At 51.6% G+C, this 26,546-nt stretch carries 25 protein-coding genes and 2 tRNA genes; 20 read left to right on the top strand and 7 right to left on the bottom strand.

Translation table 11 applies throughout. The features are described from left to right. Positions 1-22 precede the first annotated feature (22 nt). From era to C7W93_RS09820, 10 genes are all read left to right on the top strand, one after another. Positions 23-934 (top strand): GTPase Era, encoded by a 912-nt coding sequence (era, locus tag C7W93_RS09865; RefSeq protein WP_108439849.1) that lies wholly within the window; start codon positions 23-25, stop codon positions 932-934. An 88-nt stretch (positions 935-1,022) separates the two neighbouring features. Then, positions 1,023-1,892, top strand: a complete 870-nt coding sequence (recO, locus tag C7W93_RS09860; protein WP_108440579.1) for a DNA repair protein RecO — start codon at positions 1,023-1,025, stop codon at positions 1,890-1,892. A 182-nt stretch (positions 1,893-2,074) separates the two neighbouring features. Then, positions 2,075-3,319 carry a benzoate/H(+) symporter BenE family transporter gene (locus C7W93_RS09855; protein WP_108439848.1) on the top strand — a complete coding sequence of 415 codons (1,245 nt, stop codon included), beginning with the start codon at positions 2,075-2,077 and terminating at the stop codon, positions 3,317-3,319. Between the two features lie 216 nt (positions 3,320-3,535). After that, positions 3,536-4,297: a pyridoxine 5'-phosphate synthase gene (gene pdxJ / locus C7W93_RS09850; protein ID WP_108439847.1), complete on the top strand. Its 762-nt coding sequence runs from the start codon at positions 3,536-3,538 to the stop codon at positions 4,295-4,297. Between the two features lie 10 nt (positions 4,298-4,307). Beyond that, positions 4,308-4,700 carry a holo-ACP synthase gene (acpS, locus tag C7W93_RS09845; protein WP_108439846.1) on the top strand — a complete coding sequence of 131 codons (393 nt, stop codon included), beginning with the start codon at positions 4,308-4,310 and terminating at the stop codon, positions 4,698-4,700. 71 nt (positions 4,701-4,771) lie between these two features. Next, positions 4,772-5,785: a beta-N-acetylhexosaminidase gene (nagZ, locus tag C7W93_RS09840; RefSeq protein ID WP_108440578.1), complete on the top strand. Its 1,014-nt coding sequence runs from the start codon at positions 4,772-4,774 to the stop codon at positions 5,783-5,785. A 46-nt stretch (positions 5,786-5,831) separates the two neighbouring features. Beyond that, positions 5,832-7,688 carry an excinuclease ABC subunit UvrC gene (uvrC, locus tag C7W93_RS09835; protein WP_108439845.1) on the top strand — a complete coding sequence of 619 codons (1,857 nt, stop codon included), beginning with the start codon at positions 5,832-5,834 and terminating at the stop codon, positions 7,686-7,688. 135 nt (positions 7,689-7,823) lie between these two features. Next, positions 7,824-8,396: a CDP-diacylglycerol--glycerol-3-phosphate 3-phosphatidyltransferase gene (gene pgsA, locus C7W93_RS09830; protein WP_108439844.1), complete on the top strand. Its 573-nt coding sequence runs from the start codon at positions 7,824-7,826 to the stop codon at positions 8,394-8,396. Between the two features lie 122 nt (positions 8,397-8,518). Continuing rightward, positions 8,519-8,594, top strand: a tRNA-Gly gene (locus tag C7W93_RS09825). A 117-nt stretch (positions 8,595-8,711) separates the two neighbouring features. Then, positions 8,712-8,785, top strand: a tRNA-Cys gene (locus C7W93_RS09820). A 474-nt stretch (positions 8,786-9,259) separates the two neighbouring features. Here the strand turns inward: C7W93_RS09820 and C7W93_RS09815 are convergent. Then, on the bottom strand, positions 9,260-9,703 hold the full coding sequence (locus C7W93_RS09815) for a hypothetical protein (protein WP_108439843.1): 444 nt from the start codon (positions 9,701-9,703) through the stop codon (positions 9,260-9,262). A gap of 397 nt (positions 9,704-10,100) precedes the next feature. On the opposite strand from C7W93_RS09815, the gene C7W93_RS09810 reads away from it, so the two are divergent. After that, complete coding sequence (locus C7W93_RS09810; RefSeq protein ID WP_108439842.1) at positions 10,101-10,895, top strand: MetQ/NlpA family ABC transporter substrate-binding protein; 795 nt, start codon at positions 10,101-10,103, stop codon at positions 10,893-10,895. Positions 10,896-11,086: 191 nt separating this feature from the next. Here C7W93_RS09810 and C7W93_RS09805 read toward each other — a convergent pair whose 3' ends face one another. The 6 genes from C7W93_RS09805 to C7W93_RS09780 all read right to left on the bottom strand — a co-directional run bounded on the left by C7W93_RS09805 (position 11,087) and on the right by C7W93_RS09780 (position 15,876). Further along, the gene (locus C7W93_RS09805; RefSeq protein WP_108438190.1) at positions 11,087-12,664 is read right to left on the bottom strand and encodes an IS66 family transposase; all 1,578 of its coding nucleotides are present in this window, start codon (positions 12,662-12,664) and stop codon (positions 11,087-11,089) included. A gap of 29 nt (positions 12,665-12,693) precedes the next feature. Further along, complete coding sequence (gene tnpB / locus C7W93_RS09800; RefSeq protein WP_108438191.1) at positions 12,694-13,041, bottom strand: IS66 family insertion sequence element accessory protein TnpB; 348 nt, start codon at positions 13,039-13,041, stop codon at positions 12,694-12,696. After that, the gene (locus tag C7W93_RS09795; protein ID WP_161539841.1) at positions 13,038-13,433 is read right to left on the bottom strand and encodes a transposase; all 396 of its coding nucleotides are present in this window, start codon (positions 13,431-13,433) and stop codon (positions 13,038-13,040) included. The genes tnpB and C7W93_RS09795 overlap by 4 nt, the downstream gene beginning before the upstream one ends. 63 nt (positions 13,434-13,496) lie before the next feature. Then, complete coding sequence (locus tag C7W93_RS09790) at positions 13,497-14,153, bottom strand: aspartate/glutamate racemase family protein (protein ID WP_108439841.1); 657 nt, start codon at positions 14,151-14,153, stop codon at positions 13,497-13,499. A gap of 56 nt (positions 14,154-14,209) precedes the next feature. Beyond that, positions 14,210-14,725 (bottom strand): hypothetical protein, encoded by a 516-nt coding sequence (locus C7W93_RS09785; RefSeq protein ID WP_108439840.1) that lies wholly within the window; start codon positions 14,723-14,725, stop codon positions 14,210-14,212. A gap of 38 nt (positions 14,726-14,763) precedes the next feature. Then, on the bottom strand, positions 14,764-15,876 hold the full coding sequence (locus C7W93_RS09780; protein ID WP_108439839.1) for an FAD-binding oxidoreductase: 1,113 nt from the start codon (positions 15,874-15,876) through the stop codon (positions 14,764-14,766). A 495-nt stretch (positions 15,877-16,371) separates the two neighbouring features. On the opposite strand from C7W93_RS09780, the gene C7W93_RS09775 reads away from it, so the two are divergent. The 9 genes from C7W93_RS09775 to C7W93_RS09735 all read left to right on the top strand — a co-directional run bounded on the left by C7W93_RS09775 (position 16,372) and on the right by C7W93_RS09735 (position 26,537). Next, complete coding sequence (locus C7W93_RS09775) at positions 16,372-17,985, top strand: ABC transporter substrate-binding protein (protein WP_161539912.1); 1,614 nt, start codon at positions 16,372-16,374, stop codon at positions 17,983-17,985. Continuing rightward, positions 17,982-18,974, top strand: coding sequence for an ABC transporter permease (locus C7W93_RS09770; RefSeq protein WP_108439837.1), 993 nt, complete (start codon positions 17,982-17,984; stop codon positions 18,972-18,974). Before C7W93_RS09775 ends, C7W93_RS09770 begins: the two co-directional genes overlap by 4 nt. Then, positions 18,971-19,816, top strand: a complete 846-nt coding sequence (locus tag C7W93_RS09765; RefSeq protein WP_108439836.1) for an ABC transporter permease — start codon at positions 18,971-18,973, stop codon at positions 19,814-19,816. Before C7W93_RS09770 ends, C7W93_RS09765 begins: the two co-directional genes overlap by 4 nt. A gap of 8 nt (positions 19,817-19,824) precedes the next feature. After that, complete coding sequence (locus C7W93_RS09760) at positions 19,825-20,844, top strand: ABC transporter ATP-binding protein (RefSeq protein WP_108439835.1); 1,020 nt, start codon at positions 19,825-19,827, stop codon at positions 20,842-20,844. Further along, positions 20,841-21,791 carry an ABC transporter ATP-binding protein gene (locus C7W93_RS09755; RefSeq protein ID WP_108439834.1) on the top strand — a complete coding sequence of 317 codons (951 nt, stop codon included), beginning with the start codon at positions 20,841-20,843 and terminating at the stop codon, positions 21,789-21,791. Before C7W93_RS09760 ends, C7W93_RS09755 begins: the two co-directional genes overlap by 4 nt. A 55-nt stretch (positions 21,792-21,846) precedes the next feature. Then, a complete protein-coding gene (locus C7W93_RS09750; RefSeq protein WP_108439833.1) occupies positions 21,847-23,181 on the top strand; it encodes an LLM class flavin-dependent oxidoreductase in 1,335 nt (444 codons plus the stop codon). Between the two features lie 380 nt (positions 23,182-23,561). After that, positions 23,562-24,689 carry an ABC transporter substrate-binding protein gene (locus tag C7W93_RS09745; protein ID WP_225869792.1) on the top strand — a complete coding sequence of 376 codons (1,128 nt, stop codon included), beginning with the start codon at positions 23,562-23,564 and terminating at the stop codon, positions 24,687-24,689. Continuing rightward, on the top strand, positions 24,676-25,713 hold the full coding sequence (locus C7W93_RS09740; RefSeq protein WP_108440577.1) for an ABC transporter permease: 1,038 nt from the start codon (positions 24,676-24,678) through the stop codon (positions 25,711-25,713). The genes C7W93_RS09745 and C7W93_RS09740 overlap by 14 nt, the downstream gene beginning before the upstream one ends. Next, positions 25,707-26,537: an ABC transporter ATP-binding protein gene (locus tag C7W93_RS09735; protein ID WP_108439832.1), complete on the top strand. Its 831-nt coding sequence runs from the start codon at positions 25,707-25,709 to the stop codon at positions 26,535-26,537. The genes C7W93_RS09740 and C7W93_RS09735 overlap by 7 nt, the downstream gene beginning before the upstream one ends. The last annotated feature ends 9 nt before the right edge of the window (positions 26,538-26,546 follow it).

The following is a 26,546-nucleotide window of genomic DNA, read 5'->3' as shown; positions in this document are numbered from 1 at the left end:
CCGCGAGTAAATCGACAACCGCATGACAGATTCCGTATCCCAGGCTCCCGCAACTGATTTTCGTTGCGGCTACATTGCCATTGTAGGCCGTCCCAACGTCGGTAAATCGACGTTGATGAACGAGCTTATCGGTGCAAAAGTGAGCATTACTTCACGCAAGGCGCAAACTACGCGTCACCGCATCACCGGCATTCAAACTTTGCCGGACACGCAGTTTGTGTATGTTGATACGCCCGGTTTTCAGACGCGTCATTCCAACGCGCTAAACAAAACGCTGAACCGCACCGTAACGACAACTTTGACCGCGTCGGACGTTATCTTATTTGTGATCGAGGCGGGTACTTTTGGGCCAGCCGATCAACAAGTCCTTGAGCTGTTGCCGACTAACGTGCCGTGCATTTTAGTGATCAATAAATCTGATCGGGTCAAAGACAAAGCCGTATTGCTGCCGTTTGCGCAAAAAATTGCGGCATTACGCGATTTCGCTGCAGTCGTCCCGGTATCGGCAAAATTACGTTTTCAGCTAGAAAATTTGCAGGACGAAACACGCAAATATCTGCCGCAAAATCCACCTATGTTCGGTGAGGACGATATTACCGATCGTAGTGAGAAGTTTTTAGCAGCTGAAATCGTTCGTGAAAAATTGTTTCGGTTTGTTGGCGATGAATTGCCGTATACCAGCACAGTGCTGATCGAAAAATTTGAAATTGAGGGTGATTTGCGACGCGTATTTGCTGCGATTCTGGTTGAGCGCAATACGCATAAATCAATGGTCATCGGTCAAAAGGGCGCACGTCTGAAAGATATTTCGACACAATCTCGACTGGATATGGAGCGTCTGTTCGGCGGTCCGGTTTATTTGGAAATTTGGGTCAAAGTAAAATCCGGCTGGGCCGATAATGAAGCCGGATTACGCGCCTACGGTTACGAATAAAGCCAACATGAATGCCCTCACTGTCGATGCGGCCATCGATGCAGTTTCCGCACCCGCGGTCCAACCGTCCGCAGTGTTGAGTTCTGAAATGCACATCGTCGCCGAGATTGATCAGGACGATCAGCAACTACCTATTTCCCCAGTTATTATTCGCAGTGCTGCCGCTCCCAAAGGCAGTAAGGCCGCTTCCAACGCATCTAATTCAACATCCGCAAGCAGTGTTAAACGTAGCTCGCGCGCAGCCGTAGATTCACGGATTGCGGCGCAACCGGGCTTTGTTCTGCATAGTTACCCCCATCGTGAAACCAGTCTGATTCTGGACGTATTTACCCGTGATTACGGCCGTATCGCGCTAGTTGCCAAAGGTGCCAAGCGCCCCTTGTCCAAATTGCGCGGCGTCTTGCAAACTTTTCAGCCCCTGTCGCTGAGCTGGAGCGGAAAATCCGAAATCCGTACATTAACCGATGCCGAATGGGTAGGCGGGATGTTGCCTTTAGAAAAGTCAGCATTATTATGTGGTTTTTACCTTAACGAGTTGTTGGTCAAATTATTGGCTCGTGACGATCCGCATCCGAGTTTATTTAATCACTACGTTGCTACGCTGAACAAGTTGGCACATCAGGAACCCGCCCCGATAGTTTTGCGTCAATTCGAACGCGCGCTGCTCAAAGAAACCGGTGTTTCCGGCGATTTTACGATTTGCACCAGTAGTCGGCAGCCGGTCGAGCCGGGTTTGATGTATGTAGTTGACCCTGAGCGCGGCCCACGGGCGGCACGCGTGTCAGATAAATGGCCCGCAGTCAGTGGCAAGACGTTGCTGGACATGGCGCGGGAGGATTACAGCGATCCGAACACGCAGGCGCAGAGCAAAGTATTGATGCGTTTTTTGCTCGCTTATCATTTGGGCGGTGCGCCGTTGAATACGCGCCAGATACTGATTGATTTGATGCAATTGTAAGAGGGGCGCAAAATTATTCCTACGAGTAACCCCCAACCCTTAGAGAAAAAGTTCTTCGAATCAGCGCTCTGACTGCACTGATTTATCGGCTAGTTGAAACGACGTACGAACTATCTCCGCAAGCCTTAGTAAGTTTATTGCCAGAACAATGTTGCGTAAGTCCCTATAAGAAAACAAAGCGAATGAAAAATTTCTCATGGTCTTCTCTGGCTGCCGGTTTTGTCACAGTATTGGTCGGCATTACCAGTTCAGCAGTCATCATTTTTCAAGCCGCCGCAGCTGCGGGGGCGACGCCAGCAGAAATTAGTTCATGGATGTTAGCGCTTGGCATAGGCATGGGCGTGACGTGCATAGGCTTGTCATTGCGCTATAAAACGCCCATCGTCACCGCCTGGTCAACTCCAGGCGCAGCGTTATTGGTGACCAGTCTGGCGGGTGTCTCGATGTCTGCCGCGATTGGCGCTTTTTTGTTTTCTGCGGCGCTGATTACATTATTTGGCGTGACCGGCTGGTTCGAGAGGGTCATGGATAAAATTCCGCTATCGATTGCCGCGGCGATGCTGGCGGGCATACTCGTACGTTTCGGTATGAATGTTTTTGTTGCCATGCAATCGCAATTTTGGCTGGTCTTCGCCATGTTTGTAGTTTACCTTTTATGCAAACGCTGGATACCGCGCTACGCGATTATTCTCGTCTTGCTAGTCGGGGTCGCAGTGGCGGCAACGCAGGGTCTATTGCATTTCGAAAATTTTCATCTAGCCGTTGCCAAGCCCGTATTCACGATGCCGACATTTTCCTGGGCAACGCTGATAGGCGTCGGGATTCCCTTGTTTGTCGTTACCATGGCATCGCAAAATGCACCCGGCGTGGCGGTGTTACGTGCCTCTGGTTATAACACGCCCATTTCACCGCTGATCACCTGGACTGGGCTGACTAATTTAGTGCTGGCACCGTTTGGATGTTTTGCGCTGAATCTGGCGGCGATTACTGCCGCAATTTGTACCGGTAAAGAAGCCCATGAAGATCCGGCTAAACGCTATTGGGCCGGTGTTGTGGCAGGTGTTTTTTATCTGTTGGTAGGCATATTCGGCGCTACGGTAGGCGCACTTTTCGCCGCTTTTCCAAAAGAACTTGTATTTGGAATCGCTGGATTAGCGTTATTCGGCACGATTGCCAGCGGACTGACGGTAGCGATGTCGAACGATCGCCAGCGCGAAGCTGCATTAATTACTTTTTTAGTCACCGCCTCGGGCGTTTCATTATTAGGCATAGGTGCGGCATTCTGGGGACTGCTAGCGGGCGCGCTGGCGTTGTTCGTATTGCGGTCGCGCGCCGCTCCCCAAACACCAACTGGTGGCACGATCAACCCGACGCCGCTCGCAACGCCGTCTTCATCGGTGCAAACTTCGTTGCCTCAAAGTAAATGATAACGCCAACCGAATAAATCAGAGATTCATCAAAAAATTGATCGAAAAATGACAGTACTTGCCGCTAGGTGTACCTTTGAATCTTCTTTCCATTTTTTTGCGCGTTTATTGCTAACTTATTTGCCTGCGTAATTGCCAACTATTTGCCGACTTAATTGTTCACCTTGTTGCCGAATTGATCCCTTAATTTAAACTTATCTACAACACCAACATCTGATGAGCTATCTCAATCCCACACCCACCGTCATCGACCTCGGCATCAATATCGACCACGTTGCGACACTACGCAATGCGCGTGGCACGACCTATCCAGACCCGTTGCGCGCCGCCTTAGAAGCTGAGGAGGCCGGTGCCGATGCGATTACCTTGCATCTGCGCGAAGATCGTCGTCATATCAAGGACGCGGACGTTGAAATTATTCGTCCGTTGTTGCGCACGCGGATGAATCTGGAGTCTGCAGTGACCCAGGAAATGATTGATTTTTCCTGCAAAATTAAGCCCCACGATTCTTGTCTGGTGCCAGAGCGTCGGGAAGAATTAACGACGGAGGGCGGTCTTGATGTTGTGAAATATTTCACCCAAGTCCAGGCCGCAGTGCGTCAATTGCAAGCCGAGGGAATCCGCGTTAGTCTTTTCATCGATCCTGATGCAGATCAAATTCAGGCCGCAGCTGAAATGGGTGCGCCAGTCATAGAACTTCATACCGGGCGCTATGCCGAAGCGCACACGCCAAAAGAGCAGCGTGCCGAGCTGGAACGCGTTCAGCGCGCCGTCCAAGAGGGCGTCATGCGCGGTCTAAAAGTAAATGCCGGTCATGGTTTGCATTACACCAACGCGCAGGCGATTGCTGCAATTCCTGATATTGCCGAGTTAAATATCGGCCATGCGATTGTTGCCCATGCAGTGTTTGTCGGTTGGAAAGCTGCCGTTGGTGAAATGAAAGCATTGATGGTTAAAGCGCGTCTGAACAAAATTTAAAAAGAATCCTATGATTTATGGCATCGGCACTGACATCATCCAGATTCCGCGTATTGAAGCAGCGCTGTCGCGTCATGGCGATCGCTTTGCGGAAAGAATTCTCGGGCCGCAGGAACTGGTGAAATACCATCATCGAAAAACTAAGATAGAAGCGCGCGGCATTCGATTTTTGGCGACCCGTTTTGCGGCAAAAGAAGCTTTTTCCAAAGCTATCGGGATTGGCCTGAGAATGCCGATGACCTGGCGCGCGATGCAAACACTGAACGCTCCCAGCGGTAAGCCGATTGTCGTCACCAGCGGTGTGTTAGAAGAATTCATGCTCGCGCATGGTTTAACCGCCCAGGTCTCGATTACCGATGAGGTTGAGTATGCTGTCGCTTTTGTCATCGTAGAGAAAATATAATTAACCCATTAAATATGCATAACCACGTCCCCAATAACAGCAGTGCGCATTTGCAACAATTAGGTCCAGTCATGCTTGACGTCGTCGGCACCACTCTGACTGATGAAGATATTCGACGGATTCAGCATCCGTTGACGGGCGGTATCATCCTGTTCACGCGCAATTTTCAGGACCGCGCACAACTGACCGCATTAACTGCGGCAATCCGTGCAGCAAGACCGAATATACTCATCGCCGTGGATCACGAAGGCGGCCGCGTGCAGCGCTTCAGAACCGATGGTTTTACCCGATTACCGGCAATGCGATTGCTCGGTAATTTATGGGATAGCGATGTACTGGCCTCCACAAAAGCGGCTACAGCAGTAGGTTTTGTACTGGCGATGGAATTGCGCGCCTGTGGTATCGATTTATCTTTCACGCCGGTGCTTGATCTCGATTTCGGCGGATCAACGGTGATTGGAGAACGCGCCTTTCATCGCGATCCGCGTGTCGTCACTTTGTTGGCCAAGAGTTTAAGCCACGGCCTCAAGCTTGCCGGAATGGCAAACTGCGGAAAACATTTTCCAGGCCATGGTTTTGTCGAGGGCGATTCGCATCTCTCGATTCCTCTTGATCTGCGCACCTTGCAGCAGATTATGGATGAGGACGTGAAGCCCTACGACTGGCTTGGTATGAGTTTGTCGGCCGTGATGCCTGCCCACGTTATTTATCCTGAGGTTGATAAGCATTCAGCCGGATTTTCAAAAAAATGGCTGACTATTTTGCGTGAAGAGATTGGCTTTAACGGCGTCATTTTTAGCGATGATTTAAGCATGGCTGGCGCTAGTTCTGCCGGTACTGTGCTAGATGGCGCGAATGCCGCATTGGCAGCCGGTTGCGATGTGGTCATGATCTGTAACTCTCCCGATAAAGCGGATCAACTTCTGTCCGGATTGACCATTCCCAACTCTGCCTCCGCTGATACCAGCGCAGCACGATTGGCTGCGCTGATGCCGCAGAGTGCCGCGCCGGACTGGGAAGCATTGCAAAAAAATGCAGACTATCTGGCGGCAAAGAAAATTGTCGCCACGCTGATCGTGGCTTGAAGCGCGGAATTATTGCTATGTTAAATACTGTTAAATACTGTAAAAAATGACTGACCCCGCTGCTCCCGATCCACTCGCGATAGTGCTGGAAACCGTCGCCAAATTGCCGAATTTACCCGGCGTGTATCGCTATTTCGATGCTGCTGATAATATTTTGTACGTTGGTAAAGCACGTGAATTAAAGAAGCGTGTCTCTAGTTATTTTCAAAAAAATCTCGCCAGTCCGCGCACGGCGATGATGGTCCAGAAAATTGCGCGACTTGAAACTACCGTCACGCGCAGTGAGGCGGAAGCGTTGATACTTGAAAATAATTTAATCAAGTCTTTACAGCCTCGCTACAACATTCTTTTTCGCGACGATAAATCGTATCCGTATCTCAAACTGAGCGGTCAGGAATACCCGCGCATGGGATATTACCGTGGCGGTGTCGATAAAAAAAATCAGTATTTCGGCCCTTTTCCGAGTGCGTGGGCGGTCAAGGAATCGATGCAGATATTGCAGAAAGTATTCCTGCTAAGAACCTGTGAAGATTCGGTATTTTCCAATCGGACGCGGCCTTGTTTGCTACATCAAATCCAACGTTGCAGCGCCCCTTGTGTGAATCTGATTAGCCGCGAAGATTACGCAGTTGATGTTGATAACGCCGCTAAATTTTTACGCGGTCGTCAAACTGAAGTAATGGCCGCGCTCGAACAAAAAATGCATGCATTCGCCGCAGATTTGAAGTTTGAGCAGGCAGTCGTAGTGCGCAATCAAATCAGCGCTTTATCGCGTGTATTGCATCAGCAGAGCATGGAAATTGTTGGCGATAGCGACATCGATATTATTGCTGCGATCGTGCAGGGCGGCCGCGTCTGCGTCAATCTGGCGATGGTGCGTGGTGGTCGTCATTTGGGTGACCGCGCCTATTTTCCTACGCATGTCGATAGCGCATTGACCAGTGCTGACGAACCCATCGATATTGCCGTTATGAAGGCATTTTTGGCGCAGCATTACATCGATACGTTTATTCCCGGCACGCTGATTTTGAATATGGATATCGATGAACCGGCATTGATGCTGGCGTTGATGGCGCAGTGCGGACATCGGATCAATCTAGTGTTTCAACCACAGGGACAGCGTCGCCAATGGCTGGATATGGCGCAGAAGGGCGCAGAGATTTCGTTGACGCGATTGTTGTCGGAGCAAGGCTCGCAGCAGGCGCGCACACGGGCGCTGGTGGACGTTTTGGCGTTGGATATTGCGGATATCGACAGCCTGCGCGCAGAGTGTTTCGATATCAGTCACACCTCTGGCGAGGCAACGCAGGCTTCGTGCGTCGTGTTCCATCATCATGCGATGCAAAATGGCGAATACCGACGTTACAACATCAAAGACATTACTCCTGGCGATGACTATGCAGCAATGCGTCAGGTACTGATGCGTCGCTATGAAAAAGTCGCCAACGGCGGCGGTACGATGCCTGATATCGTCTTGATCGATGGCGGTAAAGGACAAGTTGAAATGGCCCGTCAGGTCTTGACCGAACTCGGTCTGGATATCGGCTTGATCGTCGGTGTTGCCAAAGGAGAGGGGCGCAAAGTTGGTCTTGAAACGCTGATTTTTGCGGATGAACGTGCACCGCGTGAACTGGGTAAAGAGTCAGCCGCGTTGATGCTCATCGCACAGATTCGGGATGAGGCCCATCGTTTTGCCATCACCGGCATGCGTGCCAGACGTGCCAAGACGCGTCAGAGCTCGCGGCTGGAAGAAATCGAGGGTGTCGGTGCCAAACGTCGTCAAAAGCTGCTGGCGCGTTTTGGTGGCTTGCGGGCAGTATCTGATGCCAGCATTGAAGATTTGGCCTCTGTTGAGGGTATTTCACGCCAATTGGCAGAAGAGATTTATCGCCAATTACATTGATCGGGTGCCTCAGAATGTTGCAGGAAAGCGGATTGCGGCAGAATGACGGCGTTTTTGCGTGTTTTATTTCCCAACTCAACCATACTCCTAGATAATCAGCATTTGGTCACTGAGCAATAACATCACATTACATCTATGCCATTTAATATTCCTATTCTTCTGACTTGGCTACGCGTTGCTCTGATTCCGTTAGTCGTGGGCGTGTTTTATCTCCCCGATCTGGGATTTTCTCGTACCGATATCGGACTCGCCTCCGCCATCGTGTTTATCGTGGCCGCTGTCACAGACTGGTTCGATGGTTTTCTTGCACGGCGCTGGAATCAAACCTCGGCATTCGGCGCTTTTTTAGATCCTGTTGCAGACAAGTTAATGGTCGCTGGTGCATTGCTGGTGCTGGTCAATCTCGATAGAGTCAGCCCAGTCATCGCCTTTATCATCATCGGCCGCGAAATCACCATCAGCGCATTGCGCGAATGGATGGCGCAAATCGGCGCGTCGAAATCGGTCGCGGTCAGTTCTTTAGGAAAAATTAAAACCGCAGCCCAAATGACGGCGATACCAGTTTTGCTATATTCAGGCGAAATAGTCGGCATCGATATCCGCTTGTTGGGCCACTTATTAATGTTGGTGGCGACGGTGCTCACGGTCTGGTCGATGTTTTATTATCTGCGTAAGGCATGGCCATTGATCAAAGAAAAAGCACAGTAGTCATGCCGTGGCGATTTTTTTTCAATGTGTTTTGTAAAACGCTTGACATCATTTTTAGACCATCTATAATGGCGTCTCTCTAGTTGATGTCGCAAAGCAACGCAGCGGATACAACAGAAAATGCGGGAGTAGCTCAGTTGGTAGAGCGATACCTTGCCAAGGTATAGGTCGAGAGTTCGAGCCTCTTCTCCCGCTCCAAATTCAAAAAAGGAAGCTCCAAAGGCTTCCTTTTTTAATGTCCGGCCTAGCATCTCTCATCAGGTTAAGAGATGCAAAAGTAGACAACCTGAGTTTTAGCGGTACAATACGCTCCGCGGCGGGGTAGCAAAGTGGTTATGCAGCGGCCTGCAAAGCCGTAGACGCCGGTTCGATCCCGACCCCCGCCTCCAGTTTTTGTAATGAATTTAGTCACAATAAATAAATTCAGCAATAATAAAAAGAATCTATAGCCAGCCTCCGCGCTGGCTATTTTTTTGTCCCTGCCGCCCGCGATATCCTCCGAACTCCTTCATCAATTATTTTCGATAGATTTCACAGCGTTGCACACTATCGCATCATCTTAAGCACGCTGCCAAACAAGCGCTCTACGCAAGCCGATAAAATGGAAAGGCATCGGACGCTGTTTGGCATTAAGTGCGATTCTATTGCACCGTAAGCTGTATGCAGATCCACACAACGAGACGGGCTCAAATAAGGCGGCTGCAAGCCAATAAAAAATCCTCTCTGCCGTTAAACGGCAAAGAGGATGGTGGTATCTTAAACAGACGTAATAATCTTACCGAACACCGAACACCGAACACCGAACACCGAACACCGAACACCGAACACCAATCTCGCACGAGTGCGATTTTAAAAGAGTTCTCTTATTTTCTAATCCAGGCATCTTGCCAGGCTGAACCTGTACCTGGCGCGTAATACGACTTGGCTTGACCACACCAGCCGCTGTTAGGGTAGGACTTGCACTCATAGACACCACCTGCGCTGTTGACCGTATCTCCGCCTTTGTAGATCGTGCCCTCGCTGTATTCTGGATAGGCTGGTGAAAGTGCATTACACACCATTGCATAATCCGCACCTTCGCCACGGATGCGTAAGCGGGCAACATCGCGATCAAGCTCTGCCCATAATTTCAGCGGAGCCGCGTTGTCTCCGCTTGCGGTATGGCCAAGGCGAAAACTCAGATAGCTATAGGCCGATGCATCGACGGCAGACAATTTTGGTGACAGTGTTAACTTCGCCGGATTGGTGGACGTCTGCCCGTTTACTTGCAGGAACGTATTCCCATGTGGAAACCGTACACCATGCATGCTGTAAGGGAACTGCACTAAGCTTATTTTTCATTACGTCTTCTTAAATTAGGGAGAGTTTGAGCTTTAATTCAAGCAAAGTATTAAGACGTAATTTTGCTAGCTTAAATCGATAGAAAACAGAGGAATGCAGTGATGGAATAAGCAGAAAAAACAAGGAGTTTATCAAGATAATTCTGATGATATAAGGGCAGAGAAATCAATCAATGCGAGGAGATAATATTTTTATCTCTGTTTGTTGCATGGTGAAAGTTTCATTTCTTCAAAAATAGGGGAGTAAAACCCATAAATAAAGTCACGCTCAAAATCCGCATATTCAAGTGCAAAAAACGACGTTAATAATTCACTACCTCCACTGTTAGAATTAATTTTCAAACAAAAATGGACGGCATAGAAAGTGTTTACATCCGGATTATTGCGCAAGACGTTGATCGTTGCCGCACTTGCTTTTTCAGTTTCTATCGTTCATGCCGCAGACGCGCCTTTACGCGTTGGCGCATCGCCCGGACCATTCAGTGATTTTTTGCAAGAAGCAGCAAAGCTTGCCAATGCGCAGGGCTTTCCGGTGAAGGTGATTGAGTTCACCGAGCCGACGCAGATTAACGAAGCAACGCAGTCAGGCGACATTGATCTGAATAACTTTCAGCATGTGCCTTACATGGAAAAGCAAAACGCGTCGCGGGGCTATAAGATCGTCTCGATCAAGCCTAGCTTTGTCGCCCCTGCGGGTATTTATTCTGTAAAGCACACTTCGATACAAAGCTTTCCGCAAGGCGCAAAAATCGGTATTCCGAATGACCCTGCAAATGAAGCACGTGCGCTGTATTTATTGCAAAAAGCTGGCTTGATTAAACTCAAGCTCAACACCGGTTTAAATGCCAGCGTCACCGATATCGCCGAGAATCCTAAAAAGTTAAAGATTGTATTGCTCGATGAAGTTCAGTTGCCGCGTGTTTTGACTGATATCGATGCAGGTGTGATCACGCTTAATAAAGGTGTTCTGGCTGGGCTGAATCCAAAGGATGCATTGCTGCTGGAAGACAAGACTTCGCAGTGGGCGATCATCTGGGCGGCGCGCGCTGATCGAAAAGATGATCCACGGATTCAGCGTTTCATTAAGATATTTGAATCGGATTCCGTCAAACAATTCATCATTAGTAAGTTTAATGGTGCAGTGATTCCCGCCTGGTAATTTATTGGCAAAAAAAAGCGTGGTGAACACGCTTTTTTTATACCATTATTCCGGCGCATAACGCCGTGGTCGTAAGCCTGCGTGAAACCAATTGACCAAAGATACCGTGTCGTAAATTGGCAAACCGAATGTCGCCTGAATATCCGTAAGCGTCGTTCAAAGGCCGTATTGACAGCCCCGCATTTCAGCGGCTATTGCTTTGGCGCAGATATGATCGCCAGCCTAGATGCCAGATTCCAAGGCAGGAAGTCATCAATTTGATTGACGGGATGATCGGCAATATGCGTCAGGACGTAGCGCAACCATGCTGCCGGATCGACGCCATTGAGTTTAGCCGTCCCAATGAGCGAGTAGATAGCGGCGGCACGTTCGCCGCCATTGTCGGAGCCTGCAAACAGATAATTACGTCGTCCAATGGCGATACCGCGCAATGCGCGTTCGGCGGCCGAATTATCGATCTCGATGCTGCCATCGTCGCAATAGCGGGTTAATGCTGGCCATAAATTGAGGGCGTACAGGATCGCCGCAGTAGTATCGGATTTGCGCGACAGCGTCAACAAACTTGCCCGCAGCCAGCTTTCCAACGCATCAATGAGCGGGCGCGACTGCGCCTGGCGCACTGCCTGTCTTACCTGTGGCGGTTTGCCACGTATGCTTGCTTCGATCTCATACAATGCGCCGATGCGGCGCAAGGCTTCAGTGGTGATTGGCGAGGCCCGTGCTGCATGCAAGTCGAAGAATTTGCGTCGCGCGTGCGCCCAGCACGCAGCCTCCTGTACACGACCGGTTGCATAAATCGCGTTGAATCCGGCATACGCATCGGCCTGCAGAACGCCGGCGAATTTCGCCAGATGGGTCTGAGGATGGATACCTTTGCGGTCCGGCGTGTAAGCGAACCAGACTGCCGGGGCATCGGTTGATCCCGATGGCCGGTCGTCGCGGACATACGTCCACAGTCTGGCTGTTTTGGTCTTGCCATTGCCGGGTGCCAGTACCGGGATCGGGGTGTCGTCGGCATGTAATTTGGTCGTTGCCATCACATGACGGCGTACCGCATCGACCAGCGGTCGCAGCAGGCTGCTGGCAGCACCGACCCAGTCTGCCAATAATCCCCGATCCAGTTCCACACCTTCCCGGGCATAGATGACCGATTGCCGGTAGAGCGGAAGATGATCAGCGAACTTGCTCACCAGAATATGGGCGAGTAATCCGGGCCCCGCCAGACCGCGTGCAATCGGACGGCTGGGTGCCGGCGCCTGGACGATGCAGTCGCAGCAGGTGCAAGCGAGTTTGGGACGCACATGCCGGATGACCCGAAAGCTGGCCGGGACGAATTCAAGTTGCTCGGCAACGTCACTGCCGAGATGACGCAAATCGCCACCGCAATCGGGGCAGGCGGCATGCTCTGGCGTATAGATCTTCTCGTCCCGGGGCAAATGGGGCGGTAGCGGTTTGCGTGGTATCTTCGGACGCACTGGCTTCGTTGCCGGGGCAGCGCTGGCAACGTCACTTTCTTCTGTCTGCAAATCTTCTAACCGTAATTCGAGTTGTTCAATTTGCCGGTCCAGCTTCTCGGATTTGCGGCCGAACTGCAGCCGTTTGAGTTTGGCGATGAAGAGCTTGAGGTGTTCGATTTCGATGCGATGTGAGGACAGTGCGTCCTGTAGCTGCGCCACCGTTTCCCCGTGCAACGCAATGACCGCATCACGATCGGTAATCATCGCTTTTAAAGCGCTGATATCGTCGGGAAGGTGGGGCGGCGTTGACATGCCCGTAGTTTACCGAATGACGTCGATGTTTACAAGCCTGACAGGGGCCGTTGCGTGCGCTCGGGACGTCGCCAATCGATCCCTTCCAGCAACATTGACAGTTGCGCTTGCGACAGACAAACCGCGCCTTCGCTTGCCTGCGGCCAGATGAAGCGGCCGCGTTCCAGCCGTTTGGCCAGCAGACACAGCCCGTCGCCGGTCCACCACAAGATCTTCAAAATATCGCCACGTCGGCCACGAAACACGAAGACGTGACCGCTAAACGGGTCATCGGCCAATGCCGTTTGCACCTTGGCTGCCAACCCATTAAAACCGCAACGCATATCGGTCACGCCTGCTGCGATCCAGATCCGCGTTCCTGCTGGCAAACCGATCATGCCAGCAACCGGGCCAGCACCATGGAAAGCATAGACGGATCCACCACGCCCTCGACTCGAAGTCGCGCCTTACCTATTTCCAGGACCATCACGCCGGTCGGTGTAACGGCCGTGGTGAAGACTGGCTTGGCAGGGGATGGTTGCCGAGGGTCGCCAAGAACTACTGGCAGCAATTTGACGGACTTGCCTGAGGCAATCTCATAGGCTCCTGCACGAAACAATTTACGCCAGGTAAATACCTGGTTCGCATTCACATCGTGGGCCCGCGCCACCCGCGACACCGAGGCCCCAGCCATCAAGGATTGTTCGACCACCATGCGTTTGAAATCAATCGAATGTTGCCGATAACCACTGCGCTTAGAGGGAGTAACCGACTCAATATTTGTGTCCATAATTTGAAGTTGTGGGCACAATCGATTTGTACCCTCCAACGCAATCATGCGGACATTTGAGGATTAGGTATAGACGGTTTTGAGCGCACGCTTACGAATATCCGCAGTAAATGGCGCGAGATTAGTACACTCCGAAACGATAGCGCCAATGCTTGGATTTTCACGCAACATGCGCGCAGTCAAATCCAGCACTTCCCGACGCAGCACCGCATACGGGACCGAATCATCTCCTTCGCGAATCGAGCGTACAAATTCCGAATCCTGTGGCATGCCATATACCGGCGTATCCGGCGCAATGTCGACGGCTTCCAGATACTTTCCGCCGAGCGATTCGCTGTTGTAGGTCAAGATGCCTACCTTCTTATTCGATGCAATAATGCGCGCCACCATCGGCACTTGCAGCAAACTGCTGGTCGCCACCGGTATGCCGCAAAAGTCGGTCAACTCCTTTTGATAAATCGACAGAAAGCCGCAGGTAGTCGTGATCCCATCGACGCCAGCATCGATCAATTCTTGCGCCGCTTTTTTGAATGGCTCTAGCAAACTGACATTATGGAGATCCGTCATCTTGGCAGGGACCGCATCCTCCACAATCCGATATTGCACCGGGAACGGCCAAGTTCCAGCATGGCCAATATCACCCAGATAACGACGGAAATGGGTCTTCACCATCAGAATCCCGACCGACACACCGTAATATGTTTTCTTACACGTAGACATCTTTACTTCCTTTTTTCAGAGCGTTGCCATCAGCGAACGCTATTTGAAGTTAACAATTACTGGTCCAGCAGATAGTCGTCTAACTCGACTTCCAGAATGCTGTTGAATATATTCGTTGCCACCATCGTCCCGCCGAACGCGATCAAATTCACGATGGCTGTTTCGTCATAGCGTTCTTTTAGCCTGCGCCACAAATCCTCATCCAGTGCAGTGGCACGGCCGCCGATGGTGCTGCCGACATCGATTAGCAATTGCTCTTCCTCGGTCGGATTAAAATCGGCCGGAGAAATATTTTCTGCGGCGAGTTGGCGACGGAAAAAGGTTGAACATAACAGGCAAGCAGAGGCTGATGAGATTGCATGCGCATAGATGCTAAACCCGCGCTTTCCCAGCAACTTAATCAGCTCCGCCTTGATGAGGTAAGAGCCGTGATAGGCCTGATGCGCCGCGAGCGAATGCAAAATCGTCTGCTTCATGTTGGTGACCAAACCGACGCGTGCGATTTCATCGTCGTAGGCCTGACGGCGTTCATCGTCTAATGTGTCGCGATTGACGTGATTTATTCTTGCCATAAATACTTTCTGTAGTGATGTTATTTCAATCGAATTGTTTAACGTGATTGGCTTGCAAATCGGCTGGGCCGAAAGCTTTCCAATTCTGACCGGATAGCTTTATTTAATAGTTCATCCGCTACTGCTAGCCCGATATACGGCGCGAGTGTCACTCCGCTATGCGTGACGGCGACGTAATAACCATCGACGTCTGGTATCGGTCCAATCGCCGGAAATTGATCTGCGGGGATGGCGCGAATACCCACTCGTACCGCCTCGGCCTCAACGCCAGCCAACGCCGGTAAGACCTTGGTCGCGGCTTGCAGCAATGCACTTACTTGTGGACTATCGATCGATGGCGTCGTCCCCGAAGACAGACTCAGATCCAGATCGTTGCGGCAAATTAATAACCGGCCTGCACCGTCCGGGCGGATATGCACGTTCGGTGAAAAAATAACCCGGCTGACATTGCTCGCAACCGGAGGTGTAAATACCATCAACCCTGCTGAGGGCGCTAGCGGTACGCGCAGGGAAGTTGGGAAGCTGGTTTGATCCGCCCAGCGTCCCGTGCAGTTAATGACCATATCCGCTGCATGCGTTGTGCCATCCTCGGTTACCGTGCCGGTCACGCGCTGTCGCGTCATAGTAAGGCTGCTAACGCGTGTGTTCAGCTTAACCTTAGCGCCAAATTTTTTTGCCGCAGAGATAAGCGCCTGACAATAAACCACGGGATCGATCCAGCCATCATCAGGAAAATACGCCACCGGCGCATCACCGACTGCTGTCAGATCGATATCCGGCTCCAACGCCAGTAACTGTCGATGGTCCAGCCATTCTGCGGCGTAGTCCCAAGACTGTAGCAAGGCCACCTTTTGACGATATTTAATATGGTCGTCCTCAGTGCCGCCTTCCCATTCAATCGTTCCGCCGCCATGCCACCACGGTGCATCGCCGAAAACCTCTCGCAACTCGCGATGCGCCTGCATCCCCGCGAAATTGAGATCGTGGTATGCACGCGGTGTCTTATGATGCGAATTGACCCAGGCAAAACTTGTGCTGGATGTACCGCCGCCGATGCGACCCGCATCCAGCAACGTGACCGCAGCACCAGCGCTGGCGAGCCGATACGCAACAGACGCGCCAATAACCCCAGCACCGATCACGATAATCATTCCGACTTCCTTCTTTATTTACTTAAAAAAGTGCTCCCGATCTGGCGCACTTTGGACCACGGGAAACGCTTATTAATGTGCTTTGTTTGATGCCGAGGAAAAATCGCTAAGGCCATCCGGATAGCAAGTATACGAACCCGGTCGATTTATTTCCAAAGAAGATAATCGACTTTATTAAGTTGAAAACTGCATAAGCAATCTTTACCGTGATGATGCGTCGAACCTTCTCTACATGCGCCCTTAGTATTAGCAAACGCGAATTCATTCGTTTGAGAATGCTTGTTGCGCTTCCTACAATGACCCTCTTGGTGTGAGTGCGAATCGCACTATCTTTTTGCCAAAAATCACACCTATCGCTATCAAGCATCAGTCATCAGTCATGCAATGCGTATTTCAATGACTGTGCGCCAGCGCGATTTTCCCGAGGAAAAAATACGCACATGGTGCACATCAGCGACGCAATACACAGCATCAATAAAAATTAAAGGGAATGGAATGAAGCGTCGTGATTTATTAGTGGGTGCGGGTAACCTCGGCATATTGGCCGCAATGGGAATGGGGGTGCCAGGCATTAGCGGCGCGCAGGCGTTACCTCAGCCAGCGCCAGTCAAAGGTGGCATTCTGAATATGACGATTCCCAGCGAACCGACTACGCTGGTCTCTGCCTTCAATTCCACGATGCAGATTGGCATGGTATCGAGCAAGATACTGGAAGGCTTAGTCACTTACGACGGCGGCCTGAACCCCGTTCCAGCGCTAGCTAAATCCTGGACGGTCAGTCCTGATGGTTTGACGATTCGCTTTGTTTTGCGTGAAAACGTGAAATGGCATGATGGCAAAGATTTTACTTCAGCAGACGTTGAATTTACGTTGCTTAAAGTGTGGAAAGTACTGCATCCATTTGGCCGTGCGGTGTACGCCAACGTCAACAAAGTCGACACTCCAGATCGTCACACGGTGATCCTGCATTTATCAGCGCCAGCGCAATATATTTTCTCTTACATCAATACTTACGGCTCGCAAATACTGCCCAAGCATATTTATGACGGTACGGACATTTTGACCAATCCGGCGAACGCAGCGCCGATAGGCACGGGGCCTTTTGTTTTCAAAGAATGGCAGCGCGGCAGCCATGTACGATTGGAACGCAATGCAAACTATTGGGATCCGGGTCGCCCTTATCTGGACGGCATTGTCATCCGTTTCATTCCCGATGCAGCGGCCAGAACCGTCGCGCTAGAAGCTGGTGAAATACAGTTAGCGGTAACATCTATTCCGATTCCCAATCTAACGCGTTTTGCCGATCGCAAAAAATACAAAATTAATCTCGATGAAGGTAAATTTTTATCGTCGATTTTTCTGCTGCAGTTCAATGTGCGCAGGCCAAATTTGTCGGACAAACGCGTGCGTCAGGCAGCGTTGCATGCAATTGACAGAGAGGCGTTGGTGCGGCTGGTCTGGCGCGGCTATGGCAAACCGGCCACGGGTCCGATTCCATCTTCGGTAAAAAAATATTACAACGGCCAAACCAAGCAATATCCTTATGATCCTAAAAAAGCGGAGCAGTTATTAGATGCAGCCGGATTGAAACGCGGTGCTGATGGCATACGTCTTAAAGTCACGCTCGACTATGGCGCAAGTTCGCTGGAAGAAGAACGCGCCTGCCAGTTCATCAAACAATATCTCGGCAAAGTCGGGATACAGATCGAATTGCGCAGCAGCGATGCGGCAACTTATTTGCGCCGTATTTTCACGGATGTCGATTACGATTTGATGGTATCGAGTTTGCACATGCTGCCAGACCCAACCTTAGGCGTGCAGCGACTTTATTGGACTAAAAATATCGTCAAAGCGCCATGGACCAATGGTTCCGGCTATTCCAATCCAACGCTTGATCGCATCATGGAAGCGGCAGGCAAAGAGGCTGATGACGGCAAGCGCAAAGAGCTGTTCCGCCAGTGGCAAGAGATTGCGCAAGAAGATTTACCGATCCTCGATCTGGTCGAGCTAACCTGGGTGAATGTCTCCACCGCCAGAATGCATAAAGTCAACCCGCAGGGGGATGGTTTGTTTGCCTCGTTCTCGGATGTATTTTTGACGCCGCCATGACCTCAGAAACACTGTCGTTTATCTGGCGTCGCTTGCTACAAGTGATTCCGGTCGTGATCGGAATTGCTTGCCTGAATTTTCTGATTTTGCAGCTTGCGCCCGGCGATGTAGTCGATGTACTTGCTGGCGATGCAGGTGGTTCATCACCGGAATATATGGCCGAATTACGGCGTTCTTTTGGTCTGGATCAAGCGGTATATATTCAGTTTTATCGCTATCTGAGCAATTTGGTGCAATTCAATCTGGGTTTCTCGTTTCGGCAAAATATGCCGGTATTGGAACTGGTCATGGGCCGCTTACCTGCAACTATTTTATTAATGGTCGCAGCGTTGGTCATCGCACTGGGCGTAGGGTGCGCTTTAGGCGTGTTGGCGGCGTCCAGAGTACGCACGGCAGTGGATAATTTGATCTCGGTGTTTGTGCTGTTATCGCACGCAATGCCGACGTTCTGGTTTGGCTTGATGGCGATTGTGCTGTTTTCGGCCAAGCTGGGTTGGCTACCTTCGGGCGGTATGATTTCACTCGATAAACAGTACACCGGCTGGGCGCATATTCGTGATGTCGCAGCGCATTTAATTTTGCCTGCATTGACGCTTTCGACCTTTTATCTAGCTGTGTATACGCGATTGACACGCGCGGCAATGCTGGAGCTTTACGGTGCGGATTTTGTTCGTACTGCCCGCGCCAAAGGGGCGTCCGAATCGCGGGTGGTGCTGGTCCATGCTCTCAGAAATGCGCTGCTGCCTATGGTGACTATGCTAGGGCTGCAAGTTGCTGCGATGCTCAGCGGCGCGGTATTGGTTGAATCGGTATTCGGCTGGCCGGGATTGGGGCGGCTGGCATTTGAAGCGATCATCGCCAGAGACTTAAATTTGCTGCTGGGAATACTTTTTCTCAGTGCGATTTTGGTGACGTTAATTAATGTGCTTGTGGATATCGTGTATCGCTTGCTAGACCCGCGTGTCGAACTCGGAAATCGTCAGACATGAAGTCACAACGCTGGGAATTTCTATATCAATTAAGCCGCAATCGATCGGCGCTGCTCGGCATTGCATGCTTGTTGGCGTTGCTGTCGATTGCGATTATCGGTCCTTGGTTTTACCGCGATAGCCCCTGGGATATGGTGGCTTCGCCGCTATTGTGGCCGGGTGAGGATAGTCATTATCTGCTTGGCACGGATATCATGGGGCGCGATCTTGCCAGCGGCATTGTATCTGGCGCACGGGTCTCGTTGCTGATCGGATTGGTCAGCGCCACGATCGCTGCCGTATGCGGGATCACTATCGGCGCTTTGGGCGGCTATTACGGCGGCAAATGCGATAACGTACTGATGCGCCTGACTGAAATCTTTCAAACGATTCCCAATTTCGTCTTGGCTGTCGTGCTGGTGGCGATCTTCAAACCGTCGGTCGCTACCATCGTGCTGTCAATCGGCATCGTGTCATGGCCGGCCACAGCACGGTTGGTGCGAGCGCAATTCATGAGCTTGCGTGAACGCGAATTTGTGCTGGCAGGACGGGCCATGGGCATGAGCGATATACGTCTGATTTTTACGCAGATATTGCCAAACGCACTTCCGCCGGTCATCGTGCTCTCCACCATGACCGTGGCAAGCGCCATTCAAACAGAAGCGGCGCTGGCGTTTCTGGGATTGGGCGATCCCAATGTGATGAGTTGGGGCACCATCATCGGCGGTGGCCGTGAACAATTAATCGACGCCTGGTACATCTGTGGCTTCCCCGGTCTCGCGATCATGGTGGCGGTATTGGGCTTTAATCTGCTAGGCGAAAGTTTCAATGACGCCTTCAATCCGCGCTTGCGGGAACGCTAAGGAGCCGCATGTCGCTACTCGAAATTAAAGGTCTTCAGACTTGGTTTTATAGCCGCGCCGGTATCGCAAAAGCGGTCGATGGCGTGGATCTGAAAGTTGCGCGCGGAGAAACGCTGGCGTTGGTCGGCGAAAGCGGCAGCGGCAAATCCGTCACTGCCTATTCCATCTTGAAATTGATCCCGGCCCCGGCAGGACGCATCGTAGGCGGGCAGGTATTGTTTGATGGCGTCGATTTATTGAAACTTGATGCGCTTGAAATGCAGCGTTATCGTGGCAATCGGATTGCAATGATTTTTCAGGAACCGATGACGGCGCTTAATCCTGTATTCACGATAGGCAGTCAGATTGCAGAAGCTATTCGCCTGCATCAACCGTTAAGCCGTAAGCAGGCTTGGGAACGGGCGATTGCGCTGTTGGATTTGGTACAAATTTCCTCCCCGCGTCAACGTGCAAATGAGTTTCCGCACCGTTTGTCCGGCGGCATGCGGCAACGGGTTGTGATTGCGATGGCGCTGGCGTGCGAACCGGATTTGCTAATCGCAGATGAGCCGACGACGGCACTAGACGTCACCACTCAAGCGCAAATTCTGGCATTGATCAAACGTATCCAGCAACAAATGGGGATGGGCATTATCTTGATCACGCATGATCTGGGCGTGGTTGCGGAAGTCGCGGATCGGGCGGCAATTATGTACGCCGGGAAAGTGGTGGAAGAGGGCACAGTACAACGTATTTTTGACGATCCGTGGCACCCATACACGCAAGGTTTGCTAGCTTCATTGCAAATTGAAGACGCACAGCCGGGTCATCGTCTGCCAGAAATCGCAGGGACCGTGCCGTCTTTGCTAGACATGCCACGCGGCTGCGCTTTTGCACCGCGCTGCTCACAAGCTACGTCATCCTGTCTACAAACCTCACCACGCTTATTGGAATGGCCGGAGTCTGGCCCAGATGGGCGTAAAGTCGCCTGCTATGCAGCGCCGATGATTGGTTTCGACGTCTTGGAACCGGAGCTTAAATACGCATGACCCAGCCACTTTTACATCTACAGGGTGTCAGCAAGAAATTTACGACCGGTCGTCAGGTTGTCCATGCACTTGATAGCGTTGATTTGCAAGTGGCGCGTGCGGAGACGCTCGGCCTGGTCGGTGAAAGCGGCTGCGGTAAATCAACGCTGGGCAAGGCCGCAATGCAATTACTGCCGATTAGTGCTGGCGCCATTGCATTCGATGGCGTTGATTTGAATACGGTCTCGCCGAATGATCGGCTGCAACAACGCGCCCGTATGCAGATGGTATTTCAAGATCCGGTGGCCTCGCTTAATCCGCGTTCGACTGTTGGCCGCATATTGGAAGAACCATTGATCGTGCATCGACGCGGGAATGCAAGCGAACGCAAGGAACTGGTTGCATCGACAATGGCGCGGGTCGGTTTGCGGCCCGAGATGGCGCAACGTTATCCCGACGAATTTTCTGGCGGACAGCGTCAGCGGATTGGCATTGCACGTGCGCTGATGTTGCGTCCTGAATTGATTATTTGCGATGAGGCGGTATCGGCGCTGGATGTCTCGATTCGTGCGCAGGTGCTGAATTTGCTGTTGGACCTGCGCGAAGAATTCGGTGTTTCTTACCTATTTATTTCGCACGATTTGTCGGTGGTCAAACATTTGGCGGATCGGGTTGCGGTGATGTATTTGGGCAGCGTGGTCGAACAGGCTGATCGCCAAAGCCTGTGGCAGGAACCACTACATCCTTACACCCGTGCGTTGCTGGCGGCGGTGCCGTCGACCAATCCTCGATTGGCACATAAGCGTAAACATGTCGTCTTGCAAGGCGATCTGCCTAGCCCGTTGCATCCGCCCGGTGGCTGCAAATTTCATCCTCGCTGTCCTTACGCGACAGACCGCTGCAAAACCGAAGCGCCGGTTTTGCGTCCGATCAGTGCAACGCGATTAGTTGCCTGTCATTTGGTGTAGGCCGTATCCGCACTTGTTTCCTTTAGCTTTAGATTCAGTTCATCGAGAAATTATTATGTCTGTGCAAAAACCGAAAATTAAATTAGCTGCTTACATGAGCGGTTCCGGCGTCACTGGTGACAGTTGGCGACATCCCGACGTGGCGAACGATGCGGTGCAGGATTTTGCGCGTTATCAGTCATACGCGCAAACGTTGGAACGCGGCAAATTCGATGCGCTGTTTTTCTTTGATAACGTGATTACCCCAACGGACCCGATCCTGCTGGCGCATGGTGCGCAAACGCCGCGCTGGGATCCGATGGTTATTTTGCCAGCACTGGCATTGGTGACGCGCAATATTGGTTTGATTGCTTCGGTCAGTACCAGTTATAACGAGCCATTTAACGTCGCCCGAAAGTTCGCCTCGCTTGATCATTTAAGTGGCGGTAGGGCGGGTTGGAATTTGGTGACATCTACCGGAGGCGGTGAGAATTTTAATCTCGATGCGCATTTGGATCATGCTGATCGATATGCGCGGGCTAATGAATTTTATGACGTAGTTACCGGGTTGTGGGATAGCTGGGCGGACGATGCGTTTGTGCAGAATAAAGAAACTGGGGTTTGGCTTGATGTTGCCAAAATGCGCGAGCTGAATCATAAGGGTAAGCATTTTTCTGTAAGAGGTCCGCTGAACGCGCCGCGTCCGGTTCAGGGTTATCCGGTGATTGCCCAGGCTGGCTCGTCGGAAGACGGCAAAGAGATCGCAGCCCGTGTGGGTGAGATGTTGTATACCGCGGAACAGGATATCGCGCAGGCACGGTTGTTTTACGCTGATATTAAGTCACGCGTTGTGAAGTATGGCCGTGCGCCGGAGCATTGCAAAATTATGCCGGGGGTGTCGCCGATTGTTGGTCGCACGCAGAGTGAGGCTGAGGATAAATATGATCAGCTATTACGTTATCGGGATCCGGTGCTGACGTTGCGGTCGTTGTCGCAATACGCTAGTTTGGGGATCGATTTTTCGGCGTATTCGTTGGATGATTTGGTGCCGCTGCCGGATGAGGTTCCGGTGACTAACTCCCATAAAAGTCGGCAGAAATTGTTGGTTGACTGGATACGGAGAGAGCAGCCGACTGTGCGGGAGTTGTACAAGAAATTTACTGGAGGAGGGCATCGGGTTTTGGTTGGTACGCCGCAGACTATTGCGGATGATTTTGAGGAATGGTTTACTGGCGGTGCTGCTGATGGATTTAATATTATGTTTTCTTCTGCGCCGGTTGGGATTGAGGATTTTGTGGATTTGGTTGTGCCGGAATTGCAGCGTAGGGGGTTGTTTCGTACTGAGTACGAGGGGAAGACTTTGAGGGATAATCTTGGGTTGCCGTATGTTGCGAATCGGTATTTTAGTTGAGTTGAGGGTGGGTGGTTACACAGAATTATTTACAGCCTCAAATTCTTTTACAGTCTCAATGACACGGGCTTGCATCCACGAAGAAAAGCCCGTTTTAATCAACAACTAATCGAACTTAAACCACCACCAATCCCCTGATCCTAAAAAATATTTCCGCATATTAATATGCATCATCCAGTCTTCCCCCGGCAGCCAAGGGGAGCCTCCTCAAAAACTCCAATTTCCCTATTAGCAAGCACAGAAATATTATTTTGAAAATAATATATATGCATCAATAATCGGCTCACATTGCTAGCGTTACCAACGCCATCAAACAAAACCAACATCATCGCTAACTGCAACCGCAGCAAGCGTTTCATCGAGCCGAATAGGGAGAAACTGTGAGTCAGGACCAAGAATATCTGCGTGACGAATTAAAGCTTATCGCACGACGTAAGCTATTGCGCCGCTTCGGTGTAGCCGGAGCAGCAGCCGTCGCTGCACCACTCGGCTTCCTCGGATTCTCCACAAGACCAACAGACGACATCTGCCGCACCAACGCCAGCGCGCGCTCCATATTCGATGTGTTCGGCTCATCTGCCTACGCCGCCGATGCACCACCTGTCGCAACCACGCCACCCAAAGCCATCAAACTGGCGTGGAACGCCACCGCGCCCTGCCTCGCACCAGTTGCCCTGGCCCTCCAAGAAGGCATTTTCACCAAACATAATCTCAACGTAGAATTGATCAATTTTGGCGGATCAACCGAACAATTACTCGAAGCGATCGCCACTCGCAAAGCCGATGCAGGCGTAGGCATGGCGCTGCGCTGGCTGAAACCTCTGGAGCAAGGTTTCGATGTCAAACTAACCGGCGGTACCCGTGGCGGCTGCTTGCGACTAGTCAGCAGCAAAGCCAGCGGCCTTACCGATCTGGCCCAGCTACGCGGCAAAACCATCGGCGTCAGCGACATGGCGAGTCCGGCTAAAAATTTCTTCGCCATCATGTTAGCCAAGCGCGGCATCGACCCAGTCAAAGATGTCGAATGGCGTCAATTTCCGCCCGATTTGCTAAAAATTGCTTTGCAAAAAGGCGAAGCGCAGGCCATTGCCGATGGCGATCCAAGATTGTTTCTATCCACTAAAGATACAAATTTAGTAGAAATCGCCACCAACTTATCCGGCGAGTATAAAAACCGTGCTTGCTGCGTCATCGGCATTCGTGGCAGTCTGATTCGTGAAGATAAACCAACTGCACGTGCGCTCACTCAAGCGCTGCTGGAAGCGCAAATGCGTACCAGCATGCAGCCGGAAGCTGCCGCAAAAGCATTTGCGAAATTTGCCAAGGCAACCCCAGAAGAAGTCACCGCCATGTTGCAAAGCCACACCCACGGTCACAATCCGGTCGGTTCCGATTTTAAAACCGAACTGAGACTCTATGCAGAAGAACTCAAACTGGTTTCTGTCCTGAAACCAAGTACCGATCCAAGTAAATTTGCGGAGCGTGTGTATGCCAATGTCCTTAGCTAGTACGGAATATTCATTAGATCATCACACGCAGCCATCTTCACTATTCGCCCGCACTAAACTAGAGGAGCCATTTTTCTGGATTGGTGGGGTAGTCGCCGCATTGGCGTGGTTTTTGGCCGCTGGCGTAGTTGCTTTCTGGCCGGATGCCGCAGATGAATGGCCGCAGACCATCGAATTAGCGTGGTTGCTGACGGCGGGCGGCGCGGTATTCGGTTTACTCGGTCTTTTCGGACGGCGATTGCTGGTCCCCGGCGCACGCTTGCATCGATTGCAACGCACCGCGCCATGGCTGGTGGTGTTGGCGGTGCTGCTGATTGCGTGGGAATTGGTTACGGCTAAGCTAGCCTGGCTGCCGGTGCCATTTTTTGCCCCACCGCAAGCGTTGCTGGAAGTATTTGTTGATGACTGGTCGCGCATCGGCATCAGCCTGTTGTATTCGTTGCGCTTGCTGGCGACCGGTTACCTGCTGGGCGCTATTGCAGGTTTCGTTACCGGAGTCTCGATTGGCTGGTCGCAGGCGGTTGGTTATTGGGTCCATCCGGTATTGCGTTTGCTGGGACCGTTGCCTGCTACAGCGTGGTTGCCGTTCGCCTTTTTTGCTTTTCCATCTAGCAGCAGCGCCAGCACTTTTCTGATTGCACTGGCAACCTGGTTCCCGGTCACGGTATTGACTTGGTCCGGTGTGGCGGCTGTGGATAGCGCTTATTACGATGTCGCCCGCACGCTGGGTGCAAAAAGCCGTTTCTTGATTCTGAAAGTAGCAGTGCCTGCCGCGATGCCGAGTGTGTTCGTCGGTCTGTTCATGGGCTTGGGTGCCTCTTTTTCTGTGCTGGTTGTGGCCGAGATGTTGGGCGTGAAGGCCGGTTTGGGATGGTATCTGCAATGGGCACAGGGGTGGGCCGCTTACGCCAACATGTATGCATTATTGCTGGTGATGGCTGTGGTTTTTTCCAGCATTATTACGTTGCTTTTCGTGGTGCGAGATCGGACGTTGGCTTGGCAAAAAGGAGCGGTTAAATGGTAGCTTCAGCGGTACTTGAAGAAGTAGAAACGCGCGCCACCAACGCGCAGCCATCGCAAGTAACGCCATCCGCAGGCGTGAAGCTGGCGGTGCGCAATGTCAATCATCATTTCCAGTTGAAAGGCAGCGCGTTGCCGGTGCTGGACCAAGTCAGCTTTACGGCTGAGGCGGGTGAATTTGTCGCGCTGCTGGGTCCGAGCGGTTGCGGAAAATCAACGTTGTTGCGACTGGTCGCAGGATTAGATTTGCCTAGCAGTGGAGCGCTGACGGTGGATGATGCGCTTATTGATGGCCCAGATCCATCGCGGGTAGTTGTGTTTCAGGACCCGACGCTATATCCATGGCGCACCGTCTGGGATAACGCAGCGTTGGGATTAGAAGCCCGTGGGTTGTTGCCGAAGTTGCGGCATCGGGTAGACGATGCGCTAAAACTGGTTGGTTTATCAGGCTTTGCGGAGGCCTATCCGCATCAGTTGTCTGGCGGCATGGCGCAGCGTGCGGCGCTGGCACGTGCTTTGGTCAATGAACCCAAGTTGTTGATCATGGATGAGCCATTGGGGAAGCTCGATTCGTTGACGCGACTAACGATGCAAGGGGAGTTGGTGGCGTTGTGGCAGCGTGCCGGGTTCACCGCTTTGCTGGTGACGCATGATGTGGAAGAGGCGCTATTGTTGGCGACGCGGGTGATTGTTTTCAGCGAACGTCCGGCCCGCATTAAGGCAGAACTGGTGATTGACCGGCCTTATCCACGGCATCGCGACGATCCTCATTTGGTTGAGCTACGGCGTGAAATTCTCGGCTTGCTGGGAATGGAGTCCAGTTGGTAAACACTGTTT

This window comes from Glaciimonas sp. PCH181, from assembly GCF_003056055.1.
In the GTDB taxonomy this organism is placed as follows: Bacteria; Pseudomonadota; Gammaproteobacteria; order Burkholderiales; family Burkholderiaceae_D; genus Glaciimonas.
This window is presented reverse-complemented; position numbering and strand designations above follow the sequence as displayed.

Bases quoted from the DNA above. Each gene is read 5' to 3' on its own strand.
- era (WP_108439849.1), top strand. From the start codon at position 23: ATGACAGATTCCGTATCCCAGGCTCCCGCAACTGATTTTCGTTGCGGC.
- recO (WP_108440579.1), top strand. From the start codon at position 1,023: ATGCACATCGTCGCCGAGATTGATCAGGACGATCAGCAACTACCTATT.
- C7W93_RS09855 (WP_108439848.1), top strand. From the start codon at position 2,075: ATGAAAAATTTCTCATGGTCTTCTCTGGCTGCCGGTTTTGTCACAGTA.
- pdxJ (WP_108439847.1), top strand. From the start codon at position 3,536: ATGAGCTATCTCAATCCCACACCCACCGTCATCGACCTCGGCATCAAT.
- acpS (WP_108439846.1), top strand. From the start codon at position 4,308: ATGATTTATGGCATCGGCACTGACATCATCCAGATTCCGCGTATTGAA.
- nagZ (WP_108440578.1), top strand. From the start codon at position 4,772: ATGCTTGACGTCGTCGGCACCACTCTGACTGATGAAGATATTCGACGG.
- uvrC (WP_108439845.1), top strand. From the start codon at position 5,832: ATGACTGACCCCGCTGCTCCCGATCCACTCGCGATAGTGCTGGAAACC.
- pgsA (WP_108439844.1), top strand. From the start codon at position 7,824: ATGCCATTTAATATTCCTATTCTTCTGACTTGGCTACGCGTTGCTCTG.
- C7W93_RS09815 (WP_108439843.1), bottom strand. From the start codon at position 9,703: ATGCATGGTGTACGGTTTCCACATGGGAATACGTTCCTGCAAGTAAAC.
- C7W93_RS09805 (WP_108438190.1), bottom strand. From the start codon at position 12,664: ATGTCAACGCCGCCCCACCTTCCCGACGATATCAGCGCTTTAAAAGCG.
- tnpB (WP_108438191.1), bottom strand. From the start codon at position 13,041: ATGATCGGTTTGCCAGCAGGAACGCGGATCTGGATCGCAGCAGGCGTG.
- C7W93_RS09795 (WP_161539841.1), bottom strand. From the start codon at position 13,433: ATGGACACAAATATTGAGTCGGTTACTCCCTCTAAGCGCAGTGGTTAT.
- C7W93_RS09790 (WP_108439841.1), bottom strand. From the start codon at position 14,153: ATGTCTACGTGTAAGAAAACATATTACGGTGTGTCGGTCGGGATTCTG.
- C7W93_RS09785 (WP_108439840.1), bottom strand. From the start codon at position 14,725: ATGGCAAGAATAAATCACGTCAATCGCGACACATTAGACGATGAACGC.
- C7W93_RS09780 (WP_108439839.1), bottom strand. From the start codon at position 15,876: ATGATTATCGTGATCGGTGCTGGGGTTATTGGCGCGTCTGTTGCGTAT.
- C7W93_RS09775 (WP_161539912.1), top strand. From the start codon at position 16,372: ATGAAGCGTCGTGATTTATTAGTGGGTGCGGGTAACCTCGGCATATTG.
- C7W93_RS09770 (WP_108439837.1), top strand. From the start codon at position 17,982: ATGACCTCAGAAACACTGTCGTTTATCTGGCGTCGCTTGCTACAAGTG.
- C7W93_RS09765 (WP_108439836.1), top strand. From the start codon at position 18,971: ATGAAGTCACAACGCTGGGAATTTCTATATCAATTAAGCCGCAATCGA.
- C7W93_RS09760 (WP_108439835.1), top strand. From the start codon at position 19,825: ATGTCGCTACTCGAAATTAAAGGTCTTCAGACTTGGTTTTATAGCCGC.
- C7W93_RS09755 (WP_108439834.1), top strand. From the start codon at position 20,841: ATGACCCAGCCACTTTTACATCTACAGGGTGTCAGCAAGAAATTTACG.
- C7W93_RS09750 (WP_108439833.1), top strand. From the start codon at position 21,847: ATGTCTGTGCAAAAACCGAAAATTAAATTAGCTGCTTACATGAGCGGT.
- C7W93_RS09740 (WP_108440577.1), top strand. From the start codon at position 24,676: ATGTCCTTAGCTAGTACGGAATATTCATTAGATCATCACACGCAGCCA.
- C7W93_RS09735 (WP_108439832.1), top strand. From the start codon at position 25,707: ATGGTAGCTTCAGCGGTACTTGAAGAAGTAGAAACGCGCGCCACCAAC.